This window comes from Amycolatopsis sp. NPDC051758, from assembly GCF_044453095.1.
GTDB lineage: Bacteria > Actinomycetota > Actinomycetes > Mycobacteriales > Pseudonocardiaceae > Amycolatopsis.
The window spans coordinates 84,703-101,475 of record NZ_JBITCJ010000004.1 but is presented as its reverse complement, the minus strand read 5'-3'; the positions used below and the strand labels follow the sequence as shown (position 1 = coordinate 101,475).

Below are 16,773 nucleotides of genomic sequence, written 5' to 3'. Positions count from 1 at the left end.
GCATGACGACGTGGCGCGAGGTCGAGGCGGCGGAACCGGAGTTCGCTCGGCGGGTTCAGGGGCTGTTCGACGCCCACAAGCACAAGACGATGGCGACCCTGCGGGCCGACGGCGCACCGCGGATCTCCGGCATCGAGACCGTGTTCCGGGACGGCGAGCTGACGTTCGGCTCGATGCCGGACGCCCGCAAGGGCGCCGACCTGAAGCGTGACCCGCGGCTGGCGCTGCACAGCGCGACGGTCGACCCGGTCGAGGGCGCCGAAGCGGACTGGCCGGGTGAAGCGAAGATCTCCGGCCGGGCCGTCGACACCGGTGACGGCTTTCGGGTGGACGTCGCCGAGGTGGTGCACACGCACCTGAACCCGGCGGCGACCTTGCTGGTCGTGGAGTGGTGGACGCCCGGGGGCGGGCTGCGCAAGGTCGAGCGCGAGTGACCTGAGCGCGGGTGGCCCCGGTCGTCCTGTCCGCCCGAATTAAATCAACTGCTTGACTTAACGTCGATCCATGGCCAAGCTGCAAGGCAGGGGACATTCACCAACGAGGAGCCCGCCATGACGCAAAGCCACACCGACCCGTTGCCGCGCTTCCCGTTCGACGCCGACACCGCGCTGGAGCCGCCGGCGGAGTGGGCCGAGTTCCGGGCGAAGTGCCCCGTCGCGCGGGTCACGCTGGCCAGCGGGGACGAGGCGGCCCTGGTCACGCGCTACGACGACGTCAAGAGTGTGCTGTCCGACCCGCGGTGGACCCGCCCGACGCCGGCGGACAACGCCGCCCGGGTGGCCGACACCGAGTCGGGCGGGGTGTTCAACAGCGAGATGGCGACCGTGCTCCCGCAGCACGGCGAAGGCCACCTCACGTGGCGCCGGACGATCGGGAAGTGGTTCACCGCCAAGCGGATGAACGCGCTGCGGCCCGGCATGGCGTCGATGACCGAGCAGCTCATCGACGAAATGGTCGCCAAGGGCGCGCCCGGCGACCTCAAGGCCGGCGTCGCCTTCCCGCTGCCGGTCTGGGTGATCTGCGACATGCTCGGTGTGCCCGACACCGACCGCGACCGGTTCGCGCACTGGTCGGACGTCATGCTCAGCATGACCCGCTACACGCAGGCCGAGTTCGACGCCGCGCAGCGGGAGTTCGGCGGGTACATGGGCGGGCTCATCGCCGCCAAGCGCGCCGAACCGGGTGAGGACATCCTCAGCGCGCTGCTCCCCGAAGACTGGTCCGACGCGATGCTGACCGCCACCGGCATCGGCCTCCTCATCGCCGGGCACGAGACCACCGCCAACATGATCGCCAAGATGGTGGCGATGCTGCTGGCGGATCGGGGCCGGTGGGAGCGGCTGCTGGCCGAACCGGCGCTGGTGCGCACCGCGGTCGAGGAGTCGCTGCGCCTGGACGCCAACGCCGGCGTCGGCATGCTGCGCTACCTCTCCGACGACTTCGAGGTCGCCGGCACCGTGCTGCCCGGCGGGACCACCGCGATGTGCAGCATGGCCGCGGCCAACCGCGACGAGCGCGCGTTCGACCACGCCGAAGAGATGGATCTGGGCCGCAGCCCGAACCCGCACCTGGCCTTCGGCGCCGGCGCGCACGCGTGCCTCGGGCAGCCGCTGGCCCGCACCGAGCTGCAGGTGGTGCTGGAAGTGCTGCTGCGCAAGTTGCCGGCACTCGAGCTCGCCGTCCCGGCCGCCGAGCTGCGCCGGGTCGAAGGACTCGCCGTCGGCGGGCTGCGGGAACTGCCCGTGCGCTGGTGATCGGCGTGACCGAACTGGCGAGCAGAGCGCACGTGACCCGGGAGCGGATCCTGGCGGCGGCGGAACGGCTCTACGCCGAGCACGGAGTGCTCGCCGTGTCGAACCGGCAGATCAGCGAAGCCGCCGGGCAGGGCAACAACACCGCCGTCGGGTACCACTTCGGCACCCGGGCGGACGTCGTGCGGGCGATCGCCCGGCGGCGGTCCGCCGACGTCGAGGAACTGCGCGGCGGCCTGCTCGCCACCCCCGGCGCGGACCTGCGGTACTGGGTGGGCTGCCTGGTGCACCCGACCACCGAGTACCTGGCCGCGCTGGGCCGGCCGACCTGGTTCGCCCGGTTCACCGCGCAGGTGATGACCGAGCCGTCGCTGCGCCCGATCATCGCCGAGGAGACGCTGGCGTCACCGTCGATGGTGCGGACCGTCGAGGGTGTGTCCCGGTGCCTGCCCGATCTGCCCGCCGACGTCCGGGCCGAGCGCACCGCGATGACCCGGCACCTGCTGATCCACACCATGGCCGAGCGCGAGCGCGCGCTGGCCGAAGGCGGCGACACCCCGCGAGCCAGCTGGCGCGAAGCCGCCACCGGGCTCACCGACGCACTGGTCGGCCTGTGGCTCGCACCCGTCACCCACCACCACGAAGGAGAGGAACACCCATGAAGGTCACCGTGGACGAAGAAAAGTGCTGCGGCGCCGGCACCTGCGTGATGCTCGCGCCGGACGTGTTCGACCAGCGTGACGACGACGGCATCGTGGTCCTGCTCGAGGAACACCCGGGCGAGGAGCTGCACACGATCGTCCGGGAAGCGGCGAGCGTGTGCCCCGGCGTCGCGATCTCGGTGAGCGAAAACGCGTGAGCGCACCTCACGACGTGCTGGTCGTCGGGGCTTCGGCCGCCGGCCTGGCGACCGTGGAAGCTCTGCGCCGCAAGGGGTACGAGGGTGGCGTGACGGTGCTGGGCGCCGAGGCGCACCTGCCGTACGACCGGCCGCCACTGTCCAAACAGGTCCTCGCCGGAACCTGGACACCCGAGCAGGCGCGGCTGCGCACGCCCGAGGCACTGTCCGCTTTGGACGCCGAGTTCGTGCTCGCCGACCCGGCGACGCGGCTGGACGCCGGGACGCGGACCGTGCACACGATGAGCGGGCGCACGCTGACGGCGGCCGCGGTGGTGCTCGCCACCGGGCTGCGGCCGCGCACCCTGCCGGGCCAGCAGGGGCTCGTGGGCGTCCACGTGCTGCGCACCCTCGACGACGCCCTCGCCCTGCGCGCGGACCTCGGCCCGGGCCGCCGGGTGGTGGTGGTCGGGGACGGTGTCCTCGGCGCCGAGATCGCGGCCGCCGTGAGCGGCCTGGGCGGGCCGGTCACCCTGGCGGGCCCGCAGCCCGCGCCGCTGGCCTACCAGTTCGGCCCGCTCGCCGCCGGGCTGCTCGCCGAGCTCCACGACGCGCGGGGAGTGGAGCTGCGGCTCGGCGCCGCGGTCACCGGCCTGACCGAGGAGGACGGCCGGGTCGCCGGGGTGCGGCTGGCGACCGGCGAGGTGCTGCCCGCGGACGTCGTCGTGGTGGCGTTCGGCGCCGCGCCCGCGACGGAATGGCTGTCGGGCAGCGGAGTGCTGTGCGACAACGGCATCGTGTGCGACTCGCGGTGCCGCGCCGCCGACGGGATCTACGCCGCCGGGGACGTGGCCCGCTGGCACCACGAAGGCCTCGACGCGTTGCTGCGGCTGGAAAACCGGACCAACGCGACCGAGCAGGCGGTCGCCGTCGCGGGGAACATCCTGGGCGACGACCGCCCGTACACGCCGGTGCCCTACTTCTGGACCAACCAGTTCGACGCCCGGATCCACGTGCACGGCATCCTCTCCGCGGACGCGGAAGTGTCCATTGTGGAAGGCGACGTGCGCGAAGGCCGGTTCGTGGCGCAGTACCGCCGAGCCGGTGAGGTGACCGGGGTGCTCGGCTGGAACATGCCCAAGCAGGCCCGCCTGCGCCGTCAGGAGATCGCGGGCCCGGCTCACTCCACCGTGACGGACTTGGCCAGGTTGCGCGGCTTGTCGATGTCGTAGCCCAGGGTCAGCGCCGCGTGGTAGGCGAGCAGCTGCAGCGGGATCGTCAGGAGGATCGGGTCGAGCTCCGGCGCGGTCCGGGGCACCACGATCCGCGGGACGTCCAGCTCGCCGAAGTCGACGTCCTCGTGCGTGACCGCGAGGACCGCGCCGCTGCGGGCCCGGATCTGCTGCACCGCGGCCAGGTTGCGCTCGGTCAGCTCGTCCGACGGCACGATGGCGACCGTCGGGAGCGACTCGTCGATCAGGGCGAGCGGGCCGTGCTTGAGCTCGGACGTCTGGTACGCCTCGGCGTGGCGGTAGGAGATCTCCTTGAACTTCTGCGCGCCCTCGCGAGCGACCGGGAACCCGCGGACCCGGCCGATGAAGAACAGGCTGTTCGCGGCCGCCGCCGTTTTCGCGTGTTCGGCGATCTGCGGTTCGGTGTCCAAAATGGACTTGATCTGGCCGGGCAGCTCCCGGATCGCGTCGATGATCCGCTTGCCGTCCGCATTGGACAGGTCGCGCACCCGGCCCAGCGCCAGCGCGATCATCGCGAAGCCGACGGCCATGTTGGTGAGCGCCTTGGTCGAGGCGACCGCGATCTCCGGGCCGGCGTGCAGGTAGACCCCGCCGTCGCAGGCGCGGGCGATGGTCGAGCCGACCACGTTGACCAGGCCGGTCACCCGGCCGCCCTTGCGCTTGATCTCCTCGACGGCGAAGGCGGTGTCGATCGTCTCGCCGGACTGGCTGACCGCGATGTAGAGGGTGTCCGCTTCGATGATCGGGTTGCGGTAGCGGAACTCCGACGCGGCTTCGGCGTCGGCCGGGATCCGCGCCAGCTCCTCGATCATCGTCGCGCCGATCTGGCCGACGTAGTACGCGGAGCCGCAGCCGAGAATCTTCACGCGGCTGAACCCACGCAGCTCGCGGGGCGTCAGGTTGAGGCCGTCCAGGCGGGCGACGCCGAACCGGTCGTCCAGCCGGCCGCGGATCATCCGCTCGACGGACTCCGGCTGCTCCTGGATCTCCTTGGCCATGTAGTGCGGGTAGCCGCCCAGGTCGAGGTCCTCGGCGGCGATGTTGATCTCGGTCGCCGGCTTGGTGGTGTCACCTTCGTCGACGGTGAAGGTGCGGTACCCGGTGGCGAAGACCGTCGCGAACTCGCCGTCGTCGAGGTGCGCGACCTGCGAGGTGTGCCGGACCAGCGCGGCCAGGTCGCTGGCGACGAACATCTCCCGCTCGCCGACGCCGATGATCAGCGGCGAGCCGTTGCGCGCGATCACCAGCCGGTCCGGGTGGGCGGCGTCGGTGACGGCGATCGCGTACGTGCCGGTGATCCGCGAGACCGCCTCGACGACGGCGTCCTCGAGCGTCTCCGCGGCGGAGCGGGCGATCAGGTGGGCGAGGACCTCGGTGTCGGTCTCGGAGGTGAGCGTGACACCGGCGTCGGCGAGCTGGGCGCGCAGTGTGTCGGCGTTGTCGATGATGCCGTTGTGGACCACGCTGATCCGGCCGTCTTCGGAGGTGTGCGGGTGGGCGTTGGCCTCCGACGCGGGCCCGTGCGTGGCCCACCGCGTGTGCCCGATGCCGACCTTGCCGGTGAGCCGCTTGGGCAGCGCCGCGGTGAGGTTCCGGACCCGGCCGACCACGCGGTGGACCTGGGTGCCGCCCTTGGCGCCGAGGACGGCGATGCCTGCGGAGTCGTAACCGCGGTACTCCAGCCTGGTCAGGCCTTCGAGGAGGATGGGGGCGGCGTTCTGGCCGCCGATGTAGCCGACGATTCCGCACATGGCGAACCTCTTCTTCCAGGGTTTTCGGGGCAGGGCCGGCTCAGCCGTAGACGATGCGCCGCAGCTGCCGCTCGGACAGCGCCGGCGCGGCCACGAGGCGGCCGCGGAGCTCGGTGGCGATCAAGGGGAAGATTTCGGGGTTCTTCCGGCCCTCGGCCTGCAGCTCGGTGTGCCGGCGGCGCACGTACTGCTCGGTGGGTGTCCGGTAGAACGCCAGGACGTCGTCGACCACCCGGGCGGCGACCCCCGGCGGCAAGCCGGTGGACGCGGCCACCTGATCGACGATGTCGGTGTCCTCCACGCTGGACACTATGCACCCCGGACGGCCGAAAGCCAAAAACTTGCCCGAAATCGGGCAAGTTCGGGGGCGTGCGACAGGACGAGATCCGTTTCGCCGGCCTTCGTGCGCAGCCGGTCGATCATCGGCCGGGACAGCTCGATCCCGAAGATGCCCACCCCGCGCTCGGCGAGCGGGACGGCCACGCGCCCGCCCTCGGCCAGTTCGGCCGAGCGATCCACGGTCGGTCCCACGCGGACTGGACCGGCGGCGAGTTCACCGCGGCTCGCGGTCGCACGTTTCCGGCTACCGATCACCGAGCTGACCGGGCTCGGCCATCATGTGCCCCATGGTTGACGAGCGAGACGAGTCTCGAGAGCTGGCCGACCGGGCCTTCGCCCGCTGGCAGAGCCTGATGAAGAACTGGAGCCGCCGCGCGCGCCGGAGCCGGCGCATGTCGAAGCTGTTCGTCTACGCCAGCGTGGTGCTGTCCGTCGTGACCACGGCGATCTCCGGGGTGCCCGCGGTGCCCCGGTGGTGGATCGTCGTCGCCAGTGCGGGCACCGCGCTGGCGGCCGGGCTGATGAACGCCACGAAGTCGCACGAGCAGTGGACGTCGTCGCGGGAGGTCCAGAACCGCCTGTACTCGGAGAAGTTCCTCTACGAGCAGGCCGCGGGCGTCTACGCCGAGGTCGAGGGCGACGAGCGGACGCGGCTGTTCTCGGTGCGGCTCAACGACGTCGTGATGTCCGGGCACAGTTCGTGGGCCGGTCACGTCGCGGAGGCCGCGGCGGCGGCGAAGCCCGAACGACCGTGATCGGGCGTCCGCCTCGCACGCAGTGTGCGCGAGGTGCTGAGCGCCTCCTTGAGCGGCTGCAGGTCGGGCGCCTCGACCAGCGGCAGGCGCACCGTCGCGTGCGGGATGATCCCCAGCTCCGCCAGCGCGGCCTTGGCCATCGTGACACCGGGATACGTGCGCATCACCGCGTCCACCAACGGAATCAGCGAATCCTGGATCGACCGCGCCGTGTCGAGGTCACCGCCGCGGACCGCGCGGATGAGTGCGGCGTTGCGGTCGGCGGCGACGTTGCCCACAACGCTGACCAGCCCGGCGGCGCCGCAGGCGAGGTACGGAAGATTGAGCTCGTCGATGCCGCAGTAGTACGCCAATGACGTGCACGCCATGACCGTCATCGCCTCGAACAGGTCACCCTTGGCGTCCTTCACCGCGCGGATCCGCGGGTGGCCGGCGAGCTCGATCAGCGTGGACGCCGTCATGGTGATGCCGGTGCGCGCGGGGACGTCGTAGAGCATCACGGGCAGCTCGGTGGCGTCGGCGACCGCGAGGCAGTGGGCGACGACGCCGGCCTGCGTCGGCCGGGAGTAGTACGGGCAGACGACCAGCAGCGCGTCGGCCCCGGCGGCTTCGGCTGCGCGGGCCCGGCGGACGCTGTCGGCCGTGTTGTAGGTGCCGACACCGGCGATCACCCGCGCGCGGCCGTCGGCCTGGGTCGCAACGGCCCGAACGAGCCGGACGGCCTCGTCGCCGGTCAGGGTGGGGGATTCCCCGGTGGTCCCGCCGACCACCAGACCGTCGCACCCGGTGCCCAGCAGGTGGTCGACGAGCGCGGTGAGGCCGGGTTCGCTGAGCTCACCGTCAGGCCGCAGGGGTGTCACCATCGCGACGAGGTTGGAGCCGAAGAGGGTCATGAACCGACCATGCCCTGGGATTATCGATGCGGTCCAGCGATGCTTTTTTGGCAGTATTGCGTAGCCTGGCTTCATGATCGAGGTTGGTGCCCTGCGCGCGTTGCGGTCGGTGGCCGCGCTCGGCACGCTGGCGCGCGCGGCCGAAGAACTCGGCTTCACAGCGTCGGCGGTGTCGCAGCAGATCAAGCGGCTGGAACGCCAGGTCGGCGTGCCCGTGCTCGCGCCGGCGGGCCGCGGGGTGGTGCTCACCCCGGCCGGCCAGGCGATCGTGGACTCGGCGCCCGAGGTGTTCCAGGCGCTGGAACGCTGCGCCGAAGCGGCCCAGTCGGTCGCCTCCGGTGCGCCCCGCGGCGTTCTGCGCGTAGCCGCGTTCTCGACGGCGATCCGCGGCCTGCTCGCCCCGGCCGTGCCCGGACTGGCGGCGAGCTGTCCGGAGCTGCGCCTGCACATCACCGAGCAGGACCCCGACCAGGCGCTCCACAGCGTCGACGCGGGCACGGTCGACCTCGCGCTGATCCACGACGCCGACGGGCTGCCCGCGGCTTCGCCGGTGTCGCTCACCCAGCGGCTCGTGCACACCGACATCGGCGACGTGGTGCTGAGCCGGACCCACCGGCTGGCGCGGCTGGACGCGCCACTGGGCGGCGCCGACCTCGCGGGCCACGCGTGGGTGACGAGCCCGCCGGGCACGGTGTGCCACCAGTGGTTCCGGCGGCTGTTCGCGGAGGTCCCCGAAGACCCGGACGTCCGGCACCTGGTGGACGACTTCGCCAGCCAGCTGTCACTGGTGGCGTCCGGCGAGGTCATCGCGTTGATCCCGCGCCTGGCCCGGCCGCCACTGGGGGAGGGCTTGGTGTCCCGGCCCCTGCGGCGGCAGCCGAAGCGGGAGGTGTTCGCGGCGTGGCGGCGCAGTGCCGATGCCAGCCCGGGGATCCGGGCGGTGCTGGATCAGCTGCCGAGGCAGGTGAATCCGGCTGGGGAGTCGGGGTCGCGGTCGCGTAGTTCGAGCTGAGCCGCTGTGTAGCGCGGACGCGAGTCCGGGGATTCGGGCGGTGCTGGATCAGCTGCCGAGGTAGGTGAACCCAGCCACGGCGGCGCGGGAGCCGGGAGGTGTTCGCGGCGTGGCGGCGCAGTGCCGATGCCAGCCCGGGGATCCGGGCAGTGCTGGATCAGCTGCCGAGGTAGGTGAACCCAGCCACGGCGGCGCGGGAGCCGGGAAGTGTTCGCGGCGTGGCGGCGCAGTGCCGATGCCAGCCCGGGGATCCGGGCGGTGCTGGATCAGCTGCCGAGACAGGTGAACCCGGCCGCAGCGGCCTGGGAACCGGGATCACCGTCGCGCAGTTCCAGCTGAGCCGCCGCCAGCGCAGCCGCCGCAGTCTCTCCCGCCGCCAGCCGCCGGTGCAGCGAAACCATCAACGGCACCGTCTCGGCGTCGGGGATCGGGATCACCGACGCGACCAGCTGGGCCGTGCCGTGCGCGATGAACGTCGCACTGAGGCCGAGGAGCTCGTCACCCGTGTGGACCACCGACCGGCCGCTGTCGCACGACGCCAGCACCAGCGTGTGCGGCACCCGCGCCAGGCGGTCGACGTCGTGGACCATCACCGGCCCGTCGTGCAGGCGCAGCCGGGAAAACAGCGGGTTGTCCGTCGACAGCTTCCCGTGCGCTGCCAGGTGAACCGTGCCCGCCGTGCCCAGGGCGGCGAGCACCGCGTCGACCGTCGCGGCCTCGGCCAGCAGCGGCGGGCACCCGTGGATCGCCGCCACCGCGCGGGCTTCCTCCTCGGCGCCGGACAGCCCCGGCCCGGCCGCCACCACGACCGGACCCGTCCGGGCCGGGGTCCGCACGGCGCAGAGCCACAGCGCCGCCGACGGTGTCACGCTCACCGCGCGGCCCGCGCACGACGGCAGGACCGGCCACGGGACACCGTGCAGCGCCCCGGTCGGCGCGATCACCAGCGGCCGCCCTTCGGTTTCGCGCAACGGCTCGAGCAGCGCCGCGTCCAGCCGCTGTGCGCTCGCGGTCAGCAGGTGCGCCAGGGACGGCCCGCGCCGGTCCAGGCGGGCCAGCCGGTGCAGGGCGAACCGCACCCGGTCGACGAGGTCCGCGATCGGGGCCGCCGGGCCCAGCGGGTGCAGGCGCAGCCGGCCGCCGGCCAGGGTGAGGGCATGCAGCTCGCCGTCCAGCTGGAGGAACTCCACCAGCGCGCGGTCGCCGAGCGCGGCGCCGAGACCGCCGGCGGACGCGGGAGCGGGCGGCGGGCCGGCCGCCGCGGCGGGGTGGCGGCGGCTGTGGTCGCGGATCCGGCGTTCCAGCGTGATCCGCCGGTGCGCGGGCAGCACCTCGCCGCGGTCGATGTCCGCGACGACCACCCGCAGCTGCGCCAGCAGATCGGCCAGCACCGGGTCCTCGGCCGGCCGGACCGGCCGGTTCAGCAGCCGGCTGGCCCGGCCGCGTTCCGCCCACTCCAGCACCGCGGCCGGCCGGCCTTCACGCAGCGCCGACCGCAGCCCCAGCTCGGTCAGCTCACGGCGGTGCGCGGCCGAGTGCACCCAGAGGTCGGTCGCCCCGAGCGCCGCCGCGTGGTCGTCGAGGATCCGCAGTCCGTTGCGGGCCGCCCGCCGCGCTCCGCGGGCGTCCTGTTCGGACTGTCGCAGCACGGCTTCGGCGTACCACCCGCGCGCCCGCAGCGTCGCCGGGCCGTGCTGCCGCACACTGCTCGCCCGCCGCAGGTGGTCCCGTGCGGCCGCGTCCTTCCGCCGTCGCAGCAGCACTTGCGCGGCGATCAACCGGGCTTCGACGGCGGCCGCCGGCCACCCCGCTTCGGTGAGGGTGCCGGCCATCCGCTCCACGGCGTCGAGCGGCACCCGCGGCACTCGGCCTGCGGCCGACTCGGCACGCAGCACGGCCAGGCGGGCCACCGCCGCCCACTCGTCACGGCCTTGCCGGGTGAACTCGCGGCTCGCCTGGCGGGCGTGCGTGACGGTGGTTTCCCAGCCGCCGCCCAGGAACGCCGCCTGGGCCAGCAGGAGCCGGGCTTCGGGGACGTTGAGCAGCCGGCGTTCGCGCCGGTATGTCGCGACGGCGCGTTCGGCCGACTCCCGGGCTTCTCCCGCGACACCCGCCGACAGGAGCAGCTCCGCCCGGTGCCGGTGCACCCAGCCGAGCTGGGCGCCGTGCGCGGAGATGATCCGCTCCGCCCGCTCGAGGTGGCCGAGCGCGGCGGGCACGTCCCCGCGGAACGTCTCGACGCGGCCCAGGTTCTCCGCGATGATCCCGACGGTCAGCTCCCGGCCCAGCTCCCGCGCGAGCTGCTCGGCCTCGAGGAGGTCGGCTTTCGCCGCGGTGAAGGCGTACCGGTCGGACTGCAGGAACGCCCGGTTGATCAGCATGCGCTGCACCCCGAGCAGGTCGCCGGCCCGCCGCAACGCCGCCAGCGCCGTCCGGAAGTCCGCCAGCGCCTCGTCGACCCGGCCGGACTGGTTCAGCACGATGGCCCGCTGGGCGAGCGCGCGGGCCGCGGACGCGCCGGTCAGGTCGGGCAGCGCCAGGTCGACCTCGCGCAACGCCGCCGCCGGCCGGCCCTGCTGCGCGAGCGCGTAGGCCAGCTTCATCCGGGCCTCGGCCACCAGGACCGCCGACTCGGCCGCGCGGCCCGCGGCCATGGACCTGCGCAGGTGGCGGACCGCGTCCCCCATTTCGCCGCAGTGCAGCAGCGCGTGTCCCCAGGCCCGCTCGGCGACGGCCAGCGCGGCCGGATCCCGGTCGCGCCGGGCCAGGACGACGGCCGGGCCGGTCAGCGGGAGGGCCTCCCGCGGGTCGAGGTCGGCCATCCGCATCGCCTCATCGGCGGCATCTCGCGCCGTGTGATGCATCAGAACGGCCATCAGCGACTCCGATGGGTAGACGCCACCGGACGAAAGGTACCGAACATGGCCACACTCGACGAACCGTTCGCCACCGCTGTGCCCGGGGAGCTCGTCGTCGACCTCGAGCACCTGCCGCTGATCGAACGCGGCCTCAGCGCCCTCGGCCTCGACACCGGCTACAAGGTGGACCAGGAGAACCGGACGCTCGGACTGGCGCTGCTCACCGGCTTCGACGGCACCGCGGGCTTCCTCGACGGCGTGCTGTACGAGCTGCGCCGCCGGTTCAGCGGCAAGTACGGCGGCTGGTTCCCGGCGATGGGCAAGCACCGCGTCGCCGACCTGATCCGCCCGGCGGGGCCGAAACCCATGTCCGAAAGTCTGCCCGAACCGGCGGAGCCGGGCACGATCCCCGCCGCGGCCACCACCGTCGCCGACGTCAAGGTCGGCGTGATCGACACTCCCGTTTACCCGCACCGGAGCCTGCCCGCCGCGCTGGTGACGGTCTGCGGGGCGCCGGGCGGGCCGCCGCCGGAGGGCGTGCTGCGGGCCGGCCACGGCACGTTCGTGACGAGCGTGATCCGGGCCGCCGCGCCGGCGGCGCACATCGAGGCGAAGGGCGTGCTGAACCGGCCCGATTACACGGCGACCGGCTGGGAGGTCGCGGTCGCGATCGCCGACCTGGCCCAGCGGGTCGACATCCTCAACCTGTCGTTCGGCTGCTTCACCGAGGACGGCGAAGCGCCGTTGGTGATCCGGCGCGCGATCGAGCGGGTGCCCGCCGGGGTGACCGTCGTCGCGGCGGCGGGCAACCACGGTGACGTGGTCGGCCTGGTGCGAGGACGGACGTCGCGCTCCCCGGCCTTCCCGGCGGCGCAATCGTGGGTGCTCGCCGTCGGCTCGTCCGGCACCCCGGCCGAACCCGGCTCCCCGGCGCTGTCGTCGTTCACCCCCGACCTGCCGTGGGTCGACCGCACCGCCCGCGGCATCAACGTCCTGGGTGCGTTCCCGTCCGAGCTCGAGGACGGCGTCTACACGGGCTGGGCGACGTGGAGCGGAACGTCCTTCGCCACGGCGACGGTGACGGGCAAGCTCGCCGCGAAGCTGGGCGCGGGCGAGTCCGTCGAGGACGCCTTGGCCCAGCTGGAACACGAAGGTGTGCACAAGTTCGAGCTGCCGCAGGATTGACGAACGCGGCCGGAGCACTCCCGCGAGGAGTGGTCCGGCCGCCCGAGTCACTGCCGGACGTCGCACTTGATGCAGCGGTGGCCACGCCCGATGAGCACGATGACCCCGGCGAGGACGATGCCGCCGACGGCCCAGGCGCCATCCTGGAGGAGGGCGGCCGGCTCCGGGATCGAGCCGCCGGCGACCGCCGCGACGATTCCGCTGCCGGCCACGGCCGTCACGATCCCGCCCAGCGCGGCCGCGAACGCGAGGACCGCGGCGAAGATCGGCACCGTCGTGACGAAGTACCGCCCGCCGCAGCTGCGGCACGGCCGCCGCCGGGAAACTGTTGCCTGTGCCATGAACCCGCTCCCGCCGCTCGAAGGTGACGGCCGGGCACGGCCGTCACGAAAGCAGAGCGGCGGGTGCCGGTGGTGATACGGCTACGGCCGTCGTGAAAGGTCACCCGGCCAGGGTGATGAACCGGACGTGGGGCAGCAAACTGAACCCGCTGTCGGTGGCGGGCGAGCCGCCGTACAACAGCCGCGCGATCATCGACGCCTGCCGCCCGTTCGAGCGGCTCGACACGTTCCCGCGGGACGAGCTCAGCTGCTGACCGTCCGGCGCCGTCCGAGCCGGCGGACGACCGCCGAGGGCAGCGCCAGCAACAGCAGCACGTAGTACCCGAGGCTGGGCTCGATGAAGCCGACCACCACCGCGAGGGCGAACACGCCGGTGTTCAGCACGAAGCTGCGCACCCATTCGGCGGACACCGGTTCGGCGTCGCCGTGGACGACCGGGTCGCGGCGGACGATGAAGATCAGCGCGGTGTGGCACAGGCTGCTGGCCAAAAGCGTGCCCAGGTAGAACAGGACGGTGAAGCGCTCGGACCGGTACGCGCCGATGAGCTCGGTGGGGAACGGCAGGATCGCGATGGTGAGCAGCCAGCAGAAGTTGGTCACCAGCAGCGGCCCGCTGTAGGCCCGCACGTGCTCGAAGATGCGGTGGTGGATGAGCCAGAAGCGGCCGATCACGGCGAAGCTGAGCAGGAAGCTGATGATCTTCGGCCAGTTCCCGGTCACCGCCTCGACGGCGGGCGCGTGCTCCGCGACCAGCTCCGGCACGAGGTCCGTGAGGGGCAGCACGAGCAACGTCAGCGCGATGGCGACCACGGCGTCGGTGAAGAACACGAGCCGCTCGGGTGACTTCTTCCGCTCCACCCGGCCATCCAACCATCTCGGCCACGTCGGACCCGGCGCCGCCGGCCTCGCGGTGAGGACGATCTAACCGGAGCTTGCCCGTGCTCTAACGCAGGCGAAACCTGCCGGCGGTTCGCTGGTCACCACGGTTGACCACCACGAACCGGAGGCGGCAATGACGAGCATCTACGAGGCGATCGGCGGCCGGGAAGCGCTGGTCGCCGTGGTCGACGACTTCTACGAACGCGTGCTGGCCGACGCGGACCTGGCGGTGTTCTTCCGGGGGACGAACCTGCCCCGGCTGAAGGGGCTGCAGGTCGACTTCTTCACCGCCGCGCTCGGCGGGCCCGAGGAGTACACCGGCCGGTCGATGAAGGACGTGCACCGGGGCCGCGGCATCACCGCGCACCACTTCGAACTGGTCGCCAAGTACCTCTCGGACGCACTGCTCGCCGCCGGTGTGCCGGCGGAGACCACGGAGGCGATCATCGGCGCCGTCGGGCCGTTGTCGGCGGACATCGTCGCGCCGGGCTGAGCGTCAGTGGTGCGCGGCCAGGGCGTCTTCGGCACTCGGGTACGTCGGAAAGAAGCCCGCCAGGCCGATCAGGCTGAAGGTCCGCATGATCCGCTCGGGCACGGCGGCCAGCGCCACCACGGCCTCGGCGGCCTCCGCGGTGTTGCGTGCCGCGATGAGTGCCGAAATGCCGCTGGAGTCGCAGAACGTCACCCCGGCCAGGTCCACCACCAGCAGCTGCCCGCGGCCCAGGGTGAGATCGCCGATCCCGGCCCGCAGCCGCGGTGCGGTGGCGACGTCGAGCTCACCGGCGACGGTGACGACGGTTCCGGTCCCGGTGGTCCGGGAGCCGACGGAAAAGGTCACGGCCGATCACTCCCCGGCAGCGGGATGCTCAGCGCCAGCAGGGCGGTGTCGTCGTCGACGCCGTCGCCGAAGCCGGTCAGCAGGCCGATCACCGCCTCGATCACCGCCGGTGCGGTGGTCGGCGCCAAGCCCGTCAGGTCCTCTTGCAGCTGTTCTTCGCTGTAGCGGGCGCGCCCGCTACAGCGGGCTTCGGTGAGCCCGTCGGTGTAGAGCAGCATCGTGTCTCCCGGTCCGAGGTGCACGTCGGCGGCGGTGAAGCGCGCGCCGGGCAGTGCGCCGACCAGCTGGCCGCCCGGGAGGTGCAGGAACGTGGACGTGCCGTCGGCGCGGATCAGCAGCGCCGGCGGGTGGCCGCCGCCGGCGAGGGTGATCTTCGCGTGGTCGCCGTCGGGCCGGACGCGGCCGTGGACGACCGTGCAGTAGCGCGGGTCGGCGCCGTGGAACTGCTGCTGCAGCACGGTGTTCAGGGTGGTGAGCGCGGTGGTCGGGTCGGGGTCGTGGACCGCGCCCGCCCGCAGCGTGTAGCGCGCCAGCGACGTCACCACGGCCGCGGCGGCGCCCTTCCCGGACACGTCGCCGAGGAAGAAGCCCCAGGTGTCGCCGGTCAGCGGGAACAGGTCGTAGAAGTCGCCGCCGACCTCGTCGGCCGACGCGGGGTGGTAGTAGGCCGCGACCTCCATGCCGGGCACCTCGGACAGCGCCGGCGGCAGCAGGGTCTGCTGCAGCGTCCGCGCCAGCCGTTGCACACGGTCGCGTTCGCGCTCGGCCACGTCGCGCGCCCGCAGCAGCTCCTGCTCGTAGGCGCGCCGGTCGCTCGCGTCGAAGACCGTGGTGCGGATCAGCTGGGCCTGCCCGTCGGTGCCGGTCTTGAGCGTCGAGGTCACCAGCACCGGCAACCGGGTCCCGGTCGCGGTCTTCATCTCGAACGCGACCCCGCCGAGCTCACCCTGCATGCGCAGCAGCGGCGCGAAGTGCGTCTCGTGGTAGAGCCGCCCGCCGACGGTGAGCAGGTCGGAGAACCGCCGGCGGCCAACGACGTCTGCACGTTCGTAACCGAGCCAGCCCAGCAGCGTGGTGTTGATCTTCGCGATCGTGCCGTCCAGCAGCGTCGAGAGGTACCCGCAGGGCGCGTGCTCGTAGAGGTCTTCCGCGCTGTCCTCGAGCAACGCCGAAAACGCCGGGCTGCTGTTTTCCCGGCCGTCCGCGCCGGGGTGGTCCCCGGCTTCGCACATCATGAGCTGCCTACGAACGCAGTGATCGCGCCGGCGGTGGCCTCCGGCGCGCTGAGCTGCGGGCAGTGGCCGATCGCGTCCAGCGTCACCAGCCGGCTGCCCTTGATCCGCTCGTGCGTGAACTGCCCGACCTCGGGCGGCGCGATGGCGTCCTGCGCGCACTGGATCACCAGGGTCGGCACGGTGACCTCCGCCAGGTCGGCGCGGTTGTCGGACAGGAACGTCGCCCGCGCGAACACCCGCGCGATCGCCGGGTCGGTGCGGCAGAAGCTGTTCGTCAGCTCCTCACCCAGCTCCGGGCGGTCGGGGGTGCCCATGATCACCGGCGCCATCGTCGCCGACCAGCCGAGGTAGTTCGACTCCAGCGCCTCGAGCAGTTCGTCGATGTCCTCACGGCTGAACCCGCCGCGGTAACCGTCGTCGTCGATGTAACACGGCGACGGCGTGAGCAGGACCAGCTTCGCGAACCGGTCCGGTTCGCGGTTCGCGGCCAGCACGGCGATCATCGCGCTGACCGAGTGCCCCACCAGCACGACGTCCCGCAGGTCCAGCTCGTGGCAAAGGGTCAGGACGTCGTCGGCGTAACCGTCGAGGGTGCCGTAGCGCTCAGGCGTCCAGGCCGAGAGGTCCGAGCGCCCGGCGCCGGTGTGGTCGAACAGCACCACGCGGTACCGCTCCGCCAGCTCGGGAACAACGAGGCGCCACAGGTTCTGGTCGCAGCCGAAGCCGTGCGCGAGCAGCAGGGTCGGCCCGTCCTCGCGCCCGGTGACGACCACGTTGTTCCTGCTGCGCACGCTCATCGCCACATCCTGCCATTCGGGCTGCCGGTGCGTCGGCCGGCCGCTTCC

At 72.7% G+C, this 16,773-nt stretch carries 20 protein-coding genes; 10 read left to right on the top strand and 10 right to left on the bottom strand.

Annotated features, from left to right (window positions below; genetic code table 11):
- Positions 1 to 2: 2 nt before the first annotated feature.
- From ACIA5G_RS19955 to ACIA5G_RS19935, 5 genes are all read left to right on the top strand, one after another.
- Positions 3 to 434 carry a pyridoxamine 5'-phosphate oxidase family protein gene (locus tag ACIA5G_RS19955; RefSeq protein WP_395925163.1) on the top strand — a complete coding sequence of 144 codons (432 nt, stop codon included), beginning with the start codon at positions 3 to 5 and terminating at the stop codon, positions 432 to 434.
- 117 nt (positions 435 to 551) lie between these two features.
- Positions 552 to 1,754, top strand: a complete 1,203-nt coding sequence (locus ACIA5G_RS19950; RefSeq protein ID WP_395925161.1) for a cytochrome P450 — start codon at positions 552 to 554, stop codon at positions 1,752 to 1,754.
- Between the two features lie 14 nt (positions 1,755 to 1,768).
- On the top strand, positions 1,769 to 2,413 hold the full coding sequence (locus tag ACIA5G_RS19945; protein WP_395926457.1) for a TetR/AcrR family transcriptional regulator: 645 nt from the start codon (positions 1,769 to 1,771) through the stop codon (positions 2,411 to 2,413).
- A complete protein-coding gene (locus ACIA5G_RS19940; protein WP_395925159.1) occupies positions 2,410 to 2,610 on the top strand; it encodes a ferredoxin in 201 nt (66 codons plus the stop codon). The genes ACIA5G_RS19945 and ACIA5G_RS19940 overlap by 4 nt, the downstream gene beginning before the upstream one ends.
- Positions 2,607 to 3,821: an NAD(P)/FAD-dependent oxidoreductase gene (locus ACIA5G_RS19935; RefSeq protein WP_395925157.1), complete on the top strand. Its 1,215-nt coding sequence runs from the start codon at positions 2,607 to 2,609 to the stop codon at positions 3,819 to 3,821. Before ACIA5G_RS19940 ends, ACIA5G_RS19935 begins: the two co-directional genes overlap by 4 nt.
- On the opposite strand, the gene glmS is transcribed toward ACIA5G_RS19935, so the two are convergent.
- From glmS to ACIA5G_RS19920, 3 genes are read right to left on the bottom strand one after another with little or no spacing between them, the layout of a single operon-like run.
- The gene (glmS, locus tag ACIA5G_RS19930) at positions 3,770 to 5,593 is read right to left on the bottom strand and encodes a glutamine--fructose-6-phosphate transaminase (isomerizing) (RefSeq protein WP_395925155.1); all 1,824 of its coding nucleotides are present in this window, start codon (positions 5,591 to 5,593) and stop codon (positions 3,770 to 3,772) included. The genes ACIA5G_RS19935 and glmS overlap by 52 nt on opposite strands.
- A 40-nt stretch (positions 5,594 to 5,633) precedes the next feature.
- Entirely contained in the window at positions 5,634 to 5,906 is a 273-nt protein-coding gene (locus ACIA5G_RS19925; RefSeq protein ID WP_395926455.1) for a hypothetical protein, read from the bottom strand.
- Positions 5,903 to 6,112 (bottom strand): hypothetical protein, encoded by a 210-nt coding sequence (locus ACIA5G_RS19920; RefSeq protein WP_395925153.1) that lies wholly within the window; start codon positions 6,110 to 6,112, stop codon positions 5,903 to 5,905. The genes ACIA5G_RS19925 and ACIA5G_RS19920 overlap by 4 nt, the downstream gene beginning before the upstream one ends.
- Positions 6,113 to 6,219: 107 nt before the next feature.
- Here ACIA5G_RS19920 and ACIA5G_RS19915 point away from each other — a divergent pair, with 107 nt between their 5' ends.
- A complete protein-coding gene (locus ACIA5G_RS19915) occupies positions 6,220 to 6,687 on the top strand; it encodes a DUF4231 domain-containing protein (protein ID WP_395925151.1) in 468 nt (155 codons plus the stop codon).
- On the opposite strand, the gene dapA is transcribed toward ACIA5G_RS19915, so the two are convergent.
- Positions 6,642 to 7,580, bottom strand: a complete 939-nt coding sequence (gene dapA / locus ACIA5G_RS19910) for a 4-hydroxy-tetrahydrodipicolinate synthase (protein WP_395925149.1) — start codon at positions 7,578 to 7,580, stop codon at positions 6,642 to 6,644. The genes ACIA5G_RS19915 and dapA overlap by 46 nt on opposite strands.
- 73 nt (positions 7,581 to 7,653) lie before the next feature.
- On the opposite strand from dapA, the gene ACIA5G_RS19905 reads away from it, so the two are divergent.
- Entirely contained in the window at positions 7,654 to 8,592 is a 939-nt protein-coding gene (locus tag ACIA5G_RS19905) for a LysR family transcriptional regulator (RefSeq protein WP_395925147.1), read from the top strand.
- A 266-nt stretch (positions 8,593 to 8,858) separates the two neighbouring features.
- Here the strand turns inward: ACIA5G_RS19905 and ACIA5G_RS19900 are convergent, their stop codons facing one another.
- Complete coding sequence (locus tag ACIA5G_RS19900) at positions 8,859 to 11,468, bottom strand: CHAT domain-containing protein (protein ID WP_395925144.1); 2,610 nt, start codon at positions 11,466 to 11,468, stop codon at positions 8,859 to 8,861.
- Between the two features lie 45 nt (positions 11,469 to 11,513).
- Between ACIA5G_RS19900 and ACIA5G_RS19895 the strand changes: the two genes are divergently transcribed.
- Entirely contained in the window at positions 11,514 to 12,635 is a 1,122-nt protein-coding gene (locus ACIA5G_RS19895; RefSeq protein ID WP_395925142.1) for a S8/S53 family peptidase, read from the top strand.
- Between the two features lie 47 nt (positions 12,636 to 12,682).
- Here ACIA5G_RS19895 and ACIA5G_RS19890 read toward each other — a convergent pair whose 3' ends face one another.
- Entirely contained in the window at positions 12,683 to 12,976 is a 294-nt protein-coding gene (locus tag ACIA5G_RS19890) for a hypothetical protein (protein ID WP_395925140.1), read from the bottom strand.
- A gap of 116 nt (positions 12,977 to 13,092) precedes the next feature.
- Here ACIA5G_RS19890 and ACIA5G_RS19885 point away from each other — a divergent pair, with 116 nt between their 5' ends.
- On the top strand, positions 13,093 to 13,230 hold the full coding sequence (locus ACIA5G_RS19885) for a hypothetical protein (protein ID WP_395925138.1): 138 nt from the start codon (positions 13,093 to 13,095) through the stop codon (positions 13,228 to 13,230).
- On the opposite strand, the gene ACIA5G_RS19880 is transcribed toward ACIA5G_RS19885, so the two are convergent.
- Complete coding sequence (locus ACIA5G_RS19880; protein ID WP_395925136.1) at positions 13,220 to 13,834, bottom strand: TMEM175 family protein; 615 nt, start codon at positions 13,832 to 13,834, stop codon at positions 13,220 to 13,222. The genes ACIA5G_RS19885 and ACIA5G_RS19880 overlap by 11 nt on opposite strands.
- A 154-nt stretch (positions 13,835 to 13,988) precedes the next feature.
- Between ACIA5G_RS19880 and ACIA5G_RS19875 the strand changes: the two genes are divergently transcribed.
- Entirely contained in the window at positions 13,989 to 14,348 is a 360-nt protein-coding gene (locus ACIA5G_RS19875) for a group 1 truncated hemoglobin (protein ID WP_395925134.1), read from the top strand.
- Between the two features lie 3 nt (positions 14,349 to 14,351).
- Here the strand turns inward: ACIA5G_RS19875 and ACIA5G_RS19870 are convergent, their stop codons facing one another.
- Genes ACIA5G_RS19870 through ACIA5G_RS19860 form a run of 3 tightly spaced genes read right to left on the bottom strand, consistent with a single transcriptional unit; the run spans position 14,352 to position 16,725 of the window.
- A complete protein-coding gene (locus ACIA5G_RS19870) occupies positions 14,352 to 14,693 on the bottom strand; it encodes an STAS domain-containing protein (protein ID WP_395925132.1) in 342 nt (113 codons plus the stop codon).
- Positions 14,690 to 15,925 carry a PP2C family protein-serine/threonine phosphatase gene (locus ACIA5G_RS19865; RefSeq protein WP_395925130.1) on the bottom strand — a complete coding sequence of 412 codons (1,236 nt, stop codon included), beginning with the start codon at positions 15,923 to 15,925 and terminating at the stop codon, positions 14,690 to 14,692. Before ACIA5G_RS19865 ends, ACIA5G_RS19870 begins: the two co-directional genes overlap by 4 nt.
- A complete protein-coding gene (locus ACIA5G_RS19860; RefSeq protein ID WP_395925128.1) occupies positions 15,925 to 16,725 on the bottom strand; it encodes an alpha/beta fold hydrolase in 801 nt (266 codons plus the stop codon). The genes ACIA5G_RS19865 and ACIA5G_RS19860 overlap by 1 nt, the downstream gene beginning before the upstream one ends.
- Positions 16,726 to 16,773 lie beyond the last annotated feature (48 nt).